Below are 14061 nucleotides of genomic sequence, written 5' to 3'. Positions count from 1 at the left end.
TTTTAAAGGATTATTTATGCTAAATGAACAGTTGCCTTCGCGCCCTAAGCGGCTATTAAGTTACACCATTATTTTCTTAACCGCTGTCTACCCCTTACATCCCGCTTGGGGAGCCGCCATGACAGCAGCAGATAAAAATACACAAATCAGCCAACAAAATAACGTCCCGATTATTAATATCGCCACACCAAATGGGGCAGGGATATCGCACAATAAATTTCAACAATTTAATGTTGATAAGCAAGGCGCGGTACTCAATAACGCCACTACCAATGTGAATTCTCAAATCGCGGGGCAAATCAAAGCCAATGCCAATTTAAAGGGAAATGCTGCCAATCTGATTATCAACGAAGTCACAGGCAGTAGTCGCTCACAACTGCAAGGCAAGTTAGAGGTTGCTGGCGCTAAAGCAAACGTCTTAATTGCCAATCCGAATGGCATTACCTGCAATGGCTGTAGCTTTGTGAATACCCCTGCGATTACCTTAACTACGGGGAAACCCATCCTGGATAACAAGGGTGCCTTGTCCGCGGTTGAAGTGAAAAAAGGCAGTGTGGTTATCGGCGCTAATGGCCTAAATGCCGAAGCGCAAACCTATGCCGATATTATCAGTCGCGCCACTGAACTGAATGGGCAAATCAAAGCCAAAAACCTGACCCTGATGCAAGGCACCAACCGTGTTGATTTTCAAAAAGGCACAGTGACACCCATTGCAGGTGAAGGGGCAAAACCGAGTATTTCTGTGGATACCAAGGCACTTGGGGGGATGTATGCCAACCAAGTGAAATTGGTCAGCACCGAGGCTGGGGTGGGAATTAATCTCAGCAATGTGCAAACCAACCAAAATGACCTGACGTTAACCGTCGATGGCAAAATTACCCTTGCAGGCAATATTCAAGGGAAAAAAGGCATTAATGTCAGCACCAAAAACCTACAAATTAACGCCAATGCCAACGTGAATGCCGCCAAGGACATCACATTAGCGACCAACATCCTGACCAATAACGGAAAGGTTATCGCTGGTAAAGATATACGTGTCTTTGCCGAGTCAGCCAGCAATACCGGCAACAGTGCACTTATCCAGGCACAAGATAATCTGTGGATGCAAAAAAATGCCAAGGGGGATTTGAGTACGCTGATTGAGAATAAATCCGGGACGATAAAGACCAATGCAGGGGATTTAGTTGTTCGGACTAAGAAACTCAATAATATTTTAGATACACCTATTTCAATAAAAAAAATAGAGGCTGATTCTAATCGGAGTAGCAATATATATGTAGGCTCTCATTTTGGCGGAGAAGGTGTAACTGATATAACAAGCTTGTACCCTGTATTAGAAAATTTCCCCTATAAAAAATGGTTTGGAGAAAGAGATCTTGTTAATAAGAGACCAATTAATGTAGAAAGAACTATATATAAAGTTGAAAAAAATGGAAAAATAGAATCAGGGGGGAGTATCTACATAAACTCTAATGAATTTAATGGGATAGGGGGTAATTTAATAGCAAAAAATAATATTATTTTGACTGGTAATATTGCGAAAATATTAAATAGTCAAGGTGGGGAGATTAACTTTTGGTATCAGTTTGAAACTGATAGTCCATACTTAAATAACTGGGTTGATGAAAATGATGTTCCTGGCACATGGGACATAGCCTATGATCAGCAACCAATGTATTTCAAATTAATCGATAAATTCTATTCTTGGACGCCCGAAGCCTTAAATTATAAAACGATATCTGCTGGAAATAATGTTGTCCTTGATTTTAAAAACGCCATTAATCTTGAAAGTAAACTTCCTAGTACTGAAAAGCCCATAGCGAAAATAGTACAAATAGGTAATCCTTCTTTTGCCATTACTGCAAAAAACATTATTTTAAATTCTAATAATGTAAATATTTCTACCAACTTACAGTCTGAAAATGATCTGTCTATTATCGCTGGTCAAAACATCAATATTCATGATGCACAACTGGTTGCAAAACAATCACAAAGCCTAATTGCCAACAACGATCTTACTCTCAAACAAACCAATTTAACGGCTAAAGACAGCACCTTAATTGCGAGAAATGGCAATCTTCAATATAGCTTAAATCCTGTCTCAGCTTTTAAAGACAGTGTATTATCCCCTCCAGTTATTAATGCTGCGAATTCGTTACATATTCAAGCAGGTAAAAACATCACATTCGATAATGCGCAATTAGCCAAAACGAATAAACTCACCCTCAGTGCTAATGGCAATATTGTTATTCGTCGCGATGAATCCAATTTAATGAAACTCGCGGCTTCAGAGCCTACCCAAAATATCAATGAGTTACTCACGAAAACAGGAAGTTGGGTGAGTTCAGGGGAAATAAACCTCACTGCAGGTAAAAATATTGAAGCGCGTGGCATTGCCTTCAACAGTGGAAAATCACTGACATTCAATGCAGGCCAAGATATTTTATTAGGCTCAAAATCGATTAAAGATGCCGACGATGTATTCAAGACCAATCGCTACCCAGAGCTACGCTCTCAACTTATTGCGAATGGCAATATCACGTTAAATGCCGCACGTGATATTGACTTGCAATCTGCTAATCTTCAATCCAAAGACAAAATTACTGCATTGTCAGGTCGTGATATTAAATTAACCGCTACCGCCTACTCTGCCATTCCCAACCCCAATGAAGATAACCAAGATGTACGTTATGTGACCTCGACACTTTCTGGTGATAAAGGCGTTACGCTGGCCACTAATGGCGCACTTACCGCACAAGGTAGCACAATCAAATCCCTAGCTGATATCACACTCTCAAGCGGAGGGAATGTGCGCTTAGAGTCGGTCAAAACGAATTATCGAAAACAGTCAGGGAAAAAATTTGAAGAGCTATATCGACAAATTGGAACTGAAATTAATAGTGGTAAAACCCTGACCATTTTGTCTGAGGGGAGCATCCTTTTCCAAGCGTCTCGTCTCGTTGCCAAAGGTGCGATGGATATTGCGGCAAAAGGTGGGTATCTCTATGCCCAAGCCATGGAGGAAAGCAGTTACTTCGAAGAGTATAAAAAGAAATGCAATAGATGGACGCTTTGTATTACGAAAAAGGAAGTGAGAAAAACACGCAGTGATAAAACTAATAAAGTTACTGAGTTTACCGCAGGTGGCGATATTAATTTATTGGCAAAAGATGATGTGACATTAGAGGCCACAAAAATAAATACAGGGAAAAATGCCAAAATTACCAGCCAAACGGGCAAGGTCAATTTTAAAGCTGTCAAAAATTCGCAATTTGAACAAGTGATTACAAATTCTAACGGTTTTTATATTACACAGCGCAATAAAGGATATACCTCAGATAAATGGGTTTTACCTGCATTGCATATTGGTGGAAAACTGACTGTTGATGCGAATAAAGGGATTACTGCGGACATCAAATCGAAAAATGGTCAGAGCTTAGAAAATGCTTTAGAGGCTCTTGGTAAAACAGAAGGTACACAGTGGCTTGCAGGCTTAAAAGACCGTAAAGATGTACAGTGGAACTTAGTTAAAGATGCCTATGACAGTTGGGATTATAAAAGCCAGAGTTTAAACCCGGTTGCTGCTGCGTTGATTATGATAACCGTTGCAGCGATGACATCGGGTACAGCTCAAAATTTTGCTGCATGGGCAGCATCAGGAACACAAGGTACAGCTCACACTATTATTTCTGGGGCAGCATACTCTGGAATGACAGCACTCTCCACGCAAGCGGCGGTCGCTCTGGCTGAAAACCAAGGAAATCTATCCAAGACACTTAATTCACTAGGCAAAAGTGATACCGTCAAATCTATTATTACCCAAATGGCGATTTCAGGAGCGCTCAATGGCCTAGACGTAAAAATGGAATGGACTAAAGGTAACCCAGCAGATGCTAAATTACCGCTATTAAGTAATGGAGATTGGAATAAGGTTGCTCAACGTGTTGCCGCGCAATCTGTGATTAGCTCAACCGTGAATACCACGATACAAGGCGGTAGTTTCACTGATAACTTTAAGAGTGCCTTACTCAGTAATATCGGGAGTCAGGTGAATGCGGAGGGAGCCAAACTTATTGGGGATAAAGGGGACATTTTAGGTCACTCAGGCAAGCTTTTAGGCCATTCTGTGGTTTCGGGTATTAGCGCTGAAATTGCAGGTGGAAATGCAAAAGGGGCAATAGTTGGTAGTCTTGCTGTTCAGTTAGCAGGAATTACGCTAAACAATAATTTAATCAATGAAAAAGAGTGGCAAAAAGATTCTGAGAAATACGCTCAATTATCCCGAGTACTGGGTGGATTTGCGGGTGCAATATTTACTGGTGAGCCAGGAGGGGTTTACAGTGGCGCGGACTCGGCAGAAAGTACCTTCAGGTTTAATCATTTACTCCATGAACTTGCAATGGATTTTGATAGAAATATGCAAAAATGTGCAGGTAATACAAGCTGTGAAGCTACACAAATAAAAAAGTATGCTATGTTCAGCATAATAAACAGTGGAAATTTAGATTTAGAAATAACTAATAACCCATTAGTTACACAAGATATCACTAAAACGAGAATATCAAATGCATTTGATTTAGCTAAAAGGCCTTACTGGGCTAGTTACCTCGGCTTTGATGTCATGCAAAATGATCTAGCAAAACAATATTTAATGTATTGGAACTCACAAGACTTAAATAAAATAAACGCAAAAACACCGGGTTGGACAAAAGCAGCAGTATTAATATCAGATCCTGAAATACAAGCATCTGTTGTTTCATTAGGTTGGATAGGAAAACAACTTATACAAAAGAGCGCCTTTACAATATCTAAACTAGGTTCTGATGAAATAACATCAGTAATAAAAAGTACGCAAACGGGTCTAAAACACCCTAATCAAGTAGATCAAATGAAAATAGACATGCTCAGTAATAACTATAAATTCACTGCGCCAGAAGGTATTATTGCTGGATATGTCGATAAAAAAGGAGTTTATTATATTTCAGAAGGCAATCATAGAATGGTAGCTGCTAAAGAAATATATATTAAAACAGGAGACTCACAGTATATTAATAAATTGATTGAAAATGGAAGGTGGACTGTAGTCGAATCCGCTCCTGTTGGAGCTAAATCATTACCATCTAGAAATTAATAGGATAATCTCATGACAAAAAGTGAAATATATATAGATATGTTATTTTGGATCCTTCCATACATAAGAAATATTCAATCTCAGGATGCAAAAATAAAATCTGAGGATTTATCATGTTACTATGAATCTGAACTAATACATAACTTGCCAAATAAAATACTAATTAATGAGTTTACTAGTGGTGATATATCATTTTTAAACTATCAAGCTAAATACTATTATGAAAACTGCACGCCAAAAATTAGTATACTTTACTCAAAAAATATTGAATATATCAAAATGTTATTTGATTTAGTACCTGATGAGTTAAAAGAGCAACTAAAATGGTTAGGTCCAAAAAATAATCCTATAGCTAATTAAAAACGAGCTTAGAATTTGCAGAGCAAAATAAAAACTATAATATTTCCATATATCAGGGAACAACAGGAAGGTGCAAGTAATGGAAATGCCGTTTTTAGTCAGTAGTGTATATCTCAATAATATACAATATATTAATGGAAAGGCCTTTTTAACTATATCCTTAAACGGTGTTAACAACGTTTTTATAGCATATCCTGAGGATGGTGAGATATCAGTAATGAGATCGTCTGATGAACTATCAAAACTATTAATGCACCTATCACAACTATTAATGCACCTATCACAATATGAAAGTTCGATATATAAAAAGATATTCACCTTGGTATGGGATTACGTTAAAGGCAAAGACGTAATACTTCCTGCAAAATTATTATAAAAAATCAGGTAATAACAATCAGTAAGCCCCAATGATAGGGTGTAGGTAGCTATAAGTTCAATAGAATTGAGCAAAAAAGATGGAAAAAACAGGCGGCTATAATTTTAGCCGCCTGTGAATTTTTATCGACACATTTTAGGTAACGCTTCTCTTTTTAGGCTACTTACCCAACAAGTGTAAGAAATGAATATGTTTTTCATATTGGTCGAGAATATCGTGGATGATCTGTTCTTTTGCCCAGCCCATCACATCGTAGTCTTGGCCGCCTTCTTTTAGGTGAATTTCGGCGCGGTAATAACGTTGTTCTTCACTCTTTTCTTCATCACTTTCTGTGCCCATACCGGCTAAGGCAAAAGACGGCTGAATATAATAACGGAGGCGAACTTCGTAGAAAAAGTTCATATCGTCGCCTAAATCCACTTCAAAACCAATACGGTCATCTTTGTCTGTGTGAATATGGCAAACTGTGCCTTGCTTCGCTAATTCCTCAGAAACCATCTCCATTGACGGCTTAACGGACTCTTCCATAAAGCGCTTCACATGGGCACGCTTAGGGAAATAGACAATATTACGTAAGCGGCGTTGCCATGGGATTGGGTTACGGCTTGCCGTAGGTGCAATGGTGGCTAATTGTTGGCTATCCCGTTTATAAGCATCTACTCGCAGTGCTTTAAATAACCCATAAATAGAGGCAAGCAAGACCATTGCAAACGGCAAGGCACTGGCAATGGTTAAAGTTTGCAGCGCTTGTAGCCCCCCCGCCAGCAGCATGGTGATGGCGACGACGCCCATTAATCCTGCCCAGAAAATACGTTGCCAAATTGGGGTATTGGAGTCGCCGCCAGAAGCCAATGTATCGACCACCATCGCCCCTGAATCCGCAGAAGTGACAAAGAACACCACAACCATCAACATGGCAAAAAATGATAGCACTGAAGAGAATGGGAAATAATTTAGGAATTCAAACAGGGCAAGGGAGACATCCGATTGCACGGTTTCGGCAAGCTTTACTGCCCCTTGATTTTTGATAAGGTCAATGGCGGTATTACCGAAGAATGTCATCCACATTAATGTGAACCCAGCAGGCACGAATAATACGCCCATAACAAACTCACGGATAGTACGACCACGGGAAATTCGGGCGATAAACATCCCCACAAACGGTGACCATGATAACCACCAACCCCAATACAGTAACGTCCAGCCACCTAACCAATCGCTTGATTTAGGTTCATAAGCGTACAAATTAAAGGTTTTGGTCACAATTTCAGAAAGATAACCACCTGTATTTTCCACAAACGATTTTAATAACAGAACAGTCGGCCCCAGTATCACAATCAGCAGTAGCAGCAAGAACGCGAGACCTAGGTTAAGTTCTGATAAAATGCGGATGCCTTTATCCAGCCCAGAGACCACAGAAAGCGTTGCCAGTGCGGTAAAGGTGACAATTAGCCCAACTTGTACCATCTCATTTACTGGCAAGCCAAATAAGTGATTTAAGCCTGCATTGACCTGTAATACACCAAAGCCTAATGAAGTAGCGACACCAAACACCGTACCAACAACCGCAAAAATATCAACAGCATGGCCAATAGGGCCATAGATACGTTCACCGATAATAGGGTACAGAGCAGAGCGTAAGGTCAGTGGTAACCCGTGGCGATAGCTAAAAAACGCTAAAATTAAGGCAACAATGGCATAAATCGCCCAAGCGTGTAACCCCCAGTGGAAGAAGGTCAAACGCATGGCTTCCTTAGCTGCCTCAACAGTTTGTGCATCACCCACTGGTGGGTTGAGGTAATGCATCACGGGTTCAGCGACCCCAAAGAACATCAAACCAATTCCCATACCTGCGGAAAACAGCATGGCAAACCACGACACATAACTAAAATTTGGCTGCGCATGGTCTGGCCCTAGCTTTATTTGCCCATAGCGGGAGAGTCCCAGATAAGTCACACTCAGTAGGATGATGGCTACAGCAAGGATGTAGAACCAACTGGCGTTGTTAAACAAGTTTTGTTGAAGATGACTTAGATGAGATTCTGCGACTTTTGGCATTAGTGCGGCAAAGCCGACAATAACCAAAATGATAATAGCAGAGCTATAAAATACAGGGGGACTAATTTTAGAACGAACTTTTTTCGAATCAGTATCAATTTGACTCATAACAACCTTCTTTTGTTTTATTTTATTTTTGGCATACCAAGAGCGAGAACGGTATGCAACGACCAGTCCTTCTTAATGAAACAATGGATAATTGCGAAAATATTCCCTAAGGGAACGTAATAGAAAGAACAATAAAAACGCGTTATACGTGGTGTTGTTGGCAGTGAAAACGGCCGAAAAAAACATAAATGTCGAGTCTTTGCTACCTCAGTAAGTTAAAAAATAGTCGGTTATACTGCCATGATATGGATGAATGATCAACAATAGTGGGGAATAAGATTAGAAAGACAGATAAAATATCGTGTTAATTATCAATTTATTAATAATTAAGAATGATAAATTTATATGTTTTACCAATAAGTTAAAGAAGATAGATGAAAGAGGATATTAACTTGCAAAAAATAGCCAATTCTTTGATAAGAAAAGGGTGTTACCTTAATTGGCTATCCTTACTACCACGCCGATTGTAACCACTAAAGGCGGCTTGTTTTTTGTCTAGTTCAGATTGGCAATTTAGACAGAGTTTCACGCCTAATACCGCCAAACGGCGCGCTTCAGGAATAGGTTCTCCACACTCCTCACAAAATTCAGCACTTTCACCTGAAGGCAACTGGCCACGTGCTTTCGCAATCGCGTCATCGAGCGTGGCATCAATTTGTTCCTGCACCGCATTTTCATTTGCCCAGCCGTTCGCCATAGTATACCTCTAACTGGTTAATAATTGACCTTATCTTAATATGGCGGCGAGAAAATTAATTTCAAGGGCAAAGTTAACGGTTTAAAGATAAGCTCATAAAAATATGATCCATGCCATCTTCATCGTACATTTCCCCTTCGGTTTGATAACCTAGGTTTTCGTAGAATGAGATAGCAGTGTGTTGGGCAGAAAGGCCGATTTTTTGATACTGGTTTGCAGTACCATATTGCTGGACAAACTTCATCATTTCACGGCCTAAGCCTTTACCGCGATGCGATTTTTGCACTGCAACACGGCCTACTTTGATCAACCCATTATCTAACAATACACAACGCAAAACGGCCGCAGGCTGCTGGTTTAAATATAAAACGACATGCAGTGCTGCATCATCATACTCATCAATATCGATTTCAGCGGGGAACCCCTGTTCTTGGGTAAAGACTTGCTGGCGTAGGTCAAAGGCATCTGCGACTAATGCAGGGTTTGCATGGCCAAGGCTGTGTTTGATTTCCATGGTGAGTCCTAGTATTGACGTCATAAAATGAAAGAAGGTTTACTATATAACGAGATAGCCGTTGGAACAGGTAGGTTTTGGTGCTTTTTAGTATGGGAATAGATAAAACAGGCAAATGCAGGCGAAAAAACCTGCATTTGGGGGCATGAGTCAGTGCGATTACAGCGTTTTACTCTCGCACTTTTTTAAACATTACTTATTCTCTGTTTTAGCATCATTTTCAGCTTTGATGGATTCTGTTTTCTCTTTCACATCAGTTGCAATTTCATCCGCTTTATTAATGGCATCAGTTTTAACTTCTTGGCTAAGATCAGAAGCATTTTGTTTCAGCTCCTCAGCTTTATTTTTTGTCTCTTCAGCAAGTTCATTGGCTTTTTGTTCACCATCAGCTTTGAGTTGCTGAGCTTTTTCTTCAGCTTGCTTAACAGTATCGCTGGGTTTAGATGAATCATCACAGCCTGTTATGACAGTAAATAGGCCGACAAAAAATAATGAAGCGATGATTTTCTTATTCATAAATATGTCCTTAGAATAAAATGAGTTTAAAACCATTTTTCAGCATTGATATTTATGCTTATATTTTAATATAGCTGGTTTTAAGATTTTTATAAAATCAATAGGTGAATTTTTGAAATATTAAAATGATGTTTGGTTGTCTGATATCATTAATTACAACCTTGTGCTGAATGTGCATGGTTTTTAATGACTCATGAAGTCATTACATCTAAAGGGGCGTAAACAGGCTAAACTGATTGTACAAGCACAAGAAGTAAAAAATGTTTTGAATTAGATAATATAAAAGGTAGCAATATGACGTACTATTATTCGTTTATCATTTTAAAGTTCATTATTGGTTTCGCTATCGTTATTACTCATATGAATTTGTCTGGAAAAACGCAGCTCTCTCAAATGACACCAATTGATTTCATTGGTAATTTTGTCTTAGGGGGAATTATCGGAGGGGTGATCTACAGTGATACAATACCATTGTATCAATATATAACGATCTTAATAATCGGTGTTTTATTGATTAGTTCTTTGAATTTATTAACAAAGAAAGTGAATTTTTTCCGTAATGTCGCAATTGGTAACCCAATACCGATTATTAAAAAGGGGCAATTCATTATGGAAAATATATTAAAGAAAAAAAATAAAATAGATATCATCAATATCTCATCACGCATTCATGCTCAAGGTATTCATTCATTTCAAGAAATTTACTACGCACAAATCGAACCTGACGGGCAGCTCACCATCATTTGTGATGAAAAAAATATGCCTTCGGTGCTTTTAATGAAAGATGGCGTGATAAGAACCAGTGAGTTGGAATCGATAGAAAGGGATGAAGCTTGGTTAAAACAACAGATTGAATTTCAAGGTATTGAATCGCTCGATGATATTTTCTTAGCGGAGTTCTGGCGTGGTGAAGTCAGTTTTATTTTGCAAGATGGCAAAATAAACCGCGAAGGTACACATGAACTAAAAAGCATTGCTTAAGATAGGCAAGTAGATGAAATGCAATGCACTCCACCTACTTGTTATGACATTATTTCTTCAAATCATCATAAAGCATGATTGAGGATTTATTATCAGGGTCGCCGATGTAACGAGGCTGAGGTTTAAACTCTGTGCTAAACAAGCTCTTTTCTGGTTCATAACCTGTGTAGTTAAAGCCTGCTAAGTCAGACCATGCATAGATGAAATCCATCGTGCTGAATGGGCGAGTTGTTTTTTCTTTTAAATCAAACTGATGGGTACTTAACCATTCAGGTGATTGCCAAACAAGGAATGGCACATTGTAGATAACCTTGCTTGGTTTACCTTCGCTACGGCCTAACATTTCATGTGGTGGTGTATCATAGACATCTTCTCCGTGGTCAGAGAAAAAGACTAAGAAGCCATTTTCTTTAGAAGAATCAAAGTCTTTAATTAAGGTTGACACCACATAATCATTATAATGCTGTGCATTATCATACGCGTTGTAATCTTTGACTTGGTCATCTTTCAGGTTAGCAGGTACCAGGCTGTCTCTTTGCGTAAATATCGCTTTATCTTCTGGGTAGCGGAATTCATAACGCATATGTGTGCCTAGCAGGTGTACAACGATAAATTTCTTTTCCGCAGGGTCAGCAAGTGCTTCTTTGAAAGGATCAAATACCACGTCATCATAGATACGTGAACTCTGAGCCATATCATTATTGAGGTAATACTGCTTATCCGTTTGGCGAGAGAAGGCCGTCAGTAAGGTATTTCGCTCAGTCATAGTTTGCTGATTGGTGATCCAGAACGTTTTAAAGCCCGCTTGCTTCATCATATTCATGATAGAAGGGCGAGAGTTAAACAGTTCAGGCTCTGTCTGGGTGGCAAACGTCAGAATTTGTTGTAGCGCTTCAATGGTATATGGGCGTGGCGTTACCACATCATTAAATACCGATAAGTTAGCAGGATAGTCTTTTGCAAGTTCTACTAATTCTGGCGTCGTTGGGCGTTGATAACCGTATAAACTCATTCTATCGCGGCTGGTGGACTCACCAATCACTAATACAAAGGTACGTGGCGTGTTGCCATTGGCATCGACAAAGTTGGCGAGCGGTGGAATTTTACTGTTGTCTCTGATCAACTCCTCCATATTAGCTAACTGGTTTTTATAGAGAAAGTAACCACTAACAAACTGCCATGGTGCTGCATAGGCCAGTTTGCTATTTACATAAGAAGCCACATTGGCTAGTGGTCTATCTTGTTTGATGCCTTTGTTGTAATACGGCACACCAAACAAAATGATCAATATTAGCAAGGAAACAACCACGTTGCCTTTTTTCGGTATATAAACGGGTTTTAGGCGTGACCACAAGAAAATAGCCACTAAGGTGTAGGCAAGAATGATGCCGACGACTTTAAAACTAAAGTATTGTTTGAGGAATTCCCCTGCTTCATTGGTATTGGTTTCAAACATCACAAACATAACGCTCTGTGAGATTTGGTGGCCGTAAACCACAAAGTAAGCGAGGGCGACGACAGAAGATAGCCACAATATAACGCCAATAACGCCTGCAATAAGCTTAATTTTCCGAGGGAAAAGTAGCGCGGGAATTAGCCATAAAGAGCTATACAGCAGTGAATCCCTTAACCCGATACTGTTACTTTGGCCTGTGACGACCACATATAGTTGCAATAACGACGAGAAATACCAAAAGTAGATTAATAGCCAGAGTAGTGATAACCAGCTAAATCTCTCTGTGCGTGTAGTGTTAAGCATAGTGTTTTTAAACTCTTATTTTCTTTAATCGCTAAGTAATATTGAAAAATAATTGAGAAATCGGTGTTTAGATTTACAGGTCAAACTTAAGTTCAAAATAGTTTGGCCATGATCACTAATATTTAAGTATTCTTTAATGTTTTGTTTTTTCAGCAAAATGGAAGTGAGATTAACTCATTTTAGCCCATCACCGAATGAGGTGACTTCCAATTATAGACGATGTTTTATCATTCATAATCTAAATGTCCCGATAACGAATGACGATTTGTTATCGGGCAAACGGAATTGATATTATCTTTTGTTATATTTATGGTATATAAAAAGTTTTAATGGTTTGCTAAAAAAGGATGAAAGTCAGTCATGTTAGATAACGCGTTTGTGGCTTTTTTGAGATCATCCTTAACGATCAGGATAGTGCTTTCTATCTTGATCATCATTGATGGTTCTATGATTTTAAAGCCTGTTTTAAGTGCTTATACGGACTACATTGACTGGCGTGAAAATGGTTTTACCGAGTGGTTGAAATCATTAGGGTTTATGAAATTATTAGATATTCCGCGTTTTTTACTTGGTATTTCACTCATTTTTCTTTCTCTCTTTATGTTAAATGGCGCGCGTATCGCGTGGATTTTCTCTCTATTTTTATTAGGGATCATTTCATTTGTTGATTTACGACTAGCCCAAGAAAATATTCACCAAGGTTATTTTTCTTTGGCCTTATTTGTTGCACTGGGGTTATTTTGGAAGCTTTACCATCATCACAGCTTAACCAGTGCGGGGTTTGTGGCAATTACCTGTATTATTTCATTATTGTTATATTCCATTTTCGGTACTTTATATATTGGCAATGAGTTCCTACCCGTCGTGAAAGATGGTACAACGGCCTTCTATTTCGCACTGGTGTGCATGACGACAGTTGGCTTTGGCGACATTGTGCCCGTGACGTTAGATGCGCGGGTATTTACCGTGACTGTCATTATTCTAGGTATTACTATTTTCACCACTTCAGTTGTGTATGTTGTTGGCGTATTGGCAAAAGGCACAAAAGAAATTGTGCGTAAGAGGTTTTCATATATGAAAAATCATTATGTGGTGATTGGTAGTACGCCAATGGCGGTCAATGTGTATCAAGGATTAAAAAAACGCGAGCTACCTGTAGCCGTTATTTGTCAAGAGAATCACCGTAGCCATTACCCTGAAAAAGACAATATTGTCACAGGTGATCCAACCAGCTCTGAGCTACTTGCCGCCGCCAATGTCAAACATGCGAAGTGTGTGTTGATCATGACTGACAGTGACTCACTTAGCACATTTGCTTTGTTAGGTGTGAGGGAGTTAGCGGGCAGCGATAGCACAGTAAAAACCGTTGTATTGATCAATCAAGAAAGCAATATGGATAAAATCCGCTTGCTTAAACCCGACATGTTATTTTCTCTATCCACTTTAGGCTCTGAAGTTTTGATGCAAGTGCTTTGCGGTGAAGCAATATCGAGTGACTCCATCAGTGATATGCTGTTGAACAAAATTGCCAAATCTTAGAATAAAAAACAGGAAATCAACG

10 protein-coding genes are annotated in these 14061 nt (G+C 39.1%); 5 read left to right on the top strand and 5 right to left on the bottom strand.

The annotated features are described in order from the left end of the window. The first annotated feature begins 16 nt into the window (after positions 1–16). The 3 genes from AABS66_RS10355 to AABS66_RS10345 all read left to right on the top strand — a co-directional run bounded on the left by AABS66_RS10355 (position 17) and on the right by AABS66_RS10345 (position 5867). Positions 17–5131, top strand: a complete 5115-nt coding sequence (locus AABS66_RS10355) for a DUF637 domain-containing protein (protein ID WP_430224897.1) — start codon at positions 17–19, stop codon at positions 5129–5131. A 12-nt stretch (positions 5132–5143) separates the two neighbouring features. Beyond that, positions 5144–5491 (top strand): zinc ABC transporter substrate-binding protein, encoded by a 348-nt coding sequence (locus AABS66_RS10350; RefSeq protein WP_272539030.1) that lies wholly within the window; start codon positions 5144–5146, stop codon positions 5489–5491. A gap of 79 nt (positions 5492–5570) precedes the next feature. Beyond that, positions 5571–5867, top strand: a complete 297-nt coding sequence (locus AABS66_RS10345; protein ID WP_430224896.1) for a hypothetical protein — start codon at positions 5571–5573, stop codon at positions 5865–5867. A 159-nt stretch (positions 5868–6026) separates the two neighbouring features. Here AABS66_RS10345 and AABS66_RS10340 read toward each other — a convergent pair whose 3' ends face one another. The 4 genes from AABS66_RS10340 to AABS66_RS10325 all read right to left on the bottom strand — a co-directional run bounded on the left by AABS66_RS10340 (position 6027) and on the right by AABS66_RS10325 (position 9760). Beyond that, positions 6027–8033 (bottom strand): BCCT family transporter, encoded by a 2007-nt coding sequence (locus AABS66_RS10340; RefSeq protein WP_206084691.1) that lies wholly within the window; start codon positions 8031–8033, stop codon positions 6027–6029. A gap of 430 nt (positions 8034–8463) precedes the next feature. Continuing rightward, positions 8464–8730 (bottom strand): DksA/TraR family C4-type zinc finger protein, encoded by a 267-nt coding sequence (locus AABS66_RS10335; RefSeq protein ID WP_272539032.1) that lies wholly within the window; start codon positions 8728–8730, stop codon positions 8464–8466. Positions 8731–8803: 73 nt separating this feature from the next. Then, the gene (locus AABS66_RS10330) at positions 8804–9244 is read right to left on the bottom strand and encodes a GNAT family N-acetyltransferase (RefSeq protein ID WP_430224895.1); all 441 of its coding nucleotides are present in this window, start codon (positions 9242–9244) and stop codon (positions 8804–8806) included. A 192-nt stretch (positions 9245–9436) separates the two neighbouring features. Next, a complete protein-coding gene (locus AABS66_RS10325) occupies positions 9437–9760 on the bottom strand; it encodes a hypothetical protein (protein ID WP_206084694.1) in 324 nt (107 codons plus the stop codon). Positions 9761–10054: 294 nt separating this feature from the next. On the opposite strand from AABS66_RS10325, the gene AABS66_RS10320 reads away from it, so the two are divergent. Beyond that, entirely contained in the window at positions 10055–10741 is a 687-nt protein-coding gene (locus AABS66_RS10320) for a DUF421 domain-containing protein (RefSeq protein ID WP_206084695.1), read from the top strand. Positions 10742–10790: 49 nt separating this feature from the next. Here the strand turns inward: AABS66_RS10320 and cptA are convergent, their stop codons facing one another. Beyond that, positions 10791–12500 (bottom strand): phosphoethanolamine transferase CptA, encoded by a 1710-nt coding sequence (gene cptA, locus AABS66_RS10315; protein ID WP_206084696.1) that lies wholly within the window; start codon positions 12498–12500, stop codon positions 10791–10793. 360 nt (positions 12501–12860) lie between these two features. Between cptA and AABS66_RS10310 the strand changes: the two genes are divergently transcribed. Continuing rightward, on the top strand, positions 12861–14039 hold the full coding sequence (locus tag AABS66_RS10310; protein ID WP_206084697.1) for an ion channel: 1179 nt from the start codon (positions 12861–12863) through the stop codon (positions 14037–14039). Positions 14040–14061: the final 22 nt, after the last annotated feature.

It is taken from the genome of Providencia sp. SP181, assembly GCF_050446505.1.
Classification (GTDB): Bacteria; Pseudomonadota; Gammaproteobacteria; order Enterobacterales; family Enterobacteriaceae; genus Providencia; species Providencia vermicola.
This window is presented reverse-complemented; position numbering and strand designations above follow the sequence as displayed.

Coding starts and splice junctions, on each gene's coding strand:
- AABS66_RS10345 (WP_430224896.1), top strand. CDS start 5,571: ATGGAAATGCCGTTTTTAGTCAGTAGTGTATATCTCAATAATATACAA.
- AABS66_RS10310 (WP_206084697.1), top strand. CDS start 12,861: ATGTTAGATAACGCGTTTGTGGCTTTTTTGAGATCATCCTTAACGATC.
- AABS66_RS10340 (WP_206084691.1), bottom strand. CDS start 8,033: ATGAGTCAAATTGATACTGATTCGAAAAAAGTTCGTTCTAAAATTAGT.
- AABS66_RS10335 (WP_272539032.1), bottom strand. CDS start 8,730: ATGGCGAACGGCTGGGCAAATGAAAATGCGGTGCAGGAACAAATTGAT.
- AABS66_RS10325 (WP_206084694.1), bottom strand. CDS start 9,760: ATGAATAAGAAAATCATCGCTTCATTATTTTTTGTCGGCCTATTTACT.
- AABS66_RS10320 (WP_206084695.1), top strand. CDS start 10,055: ATGACGTACTATTATTCGTTTATCATTTTAAAGTTCATTATTGGTTTC.
- cptA (WP_206084696.1), bottom strand. CDS start 12,500: ATGCTTAACACTACACGCACAGAGAGATTTAGCTGGTTATCACTACTC.
- AABS66_RS10350 (WP_272539030.1), top strand. CDS start 5,144: ATGACAAAAAGTGAAATATATATAGATATGTTATTTTGGATCCTTCCA.
- AABS66_RS10355 (WP_430224897.1), top strand. CDS start 17: ATGCTAAATGAACAGTTGCCTTCGCGCCCTAAGCGGCTATTAAGTTAC.
- AABS66_RS10330 (WP_430224895.1), bottom strand. CDS start 9,244: ATGGAAATCAAACACAGCCTTGGCCATGCAAACCCTGCATTAGTCGCA.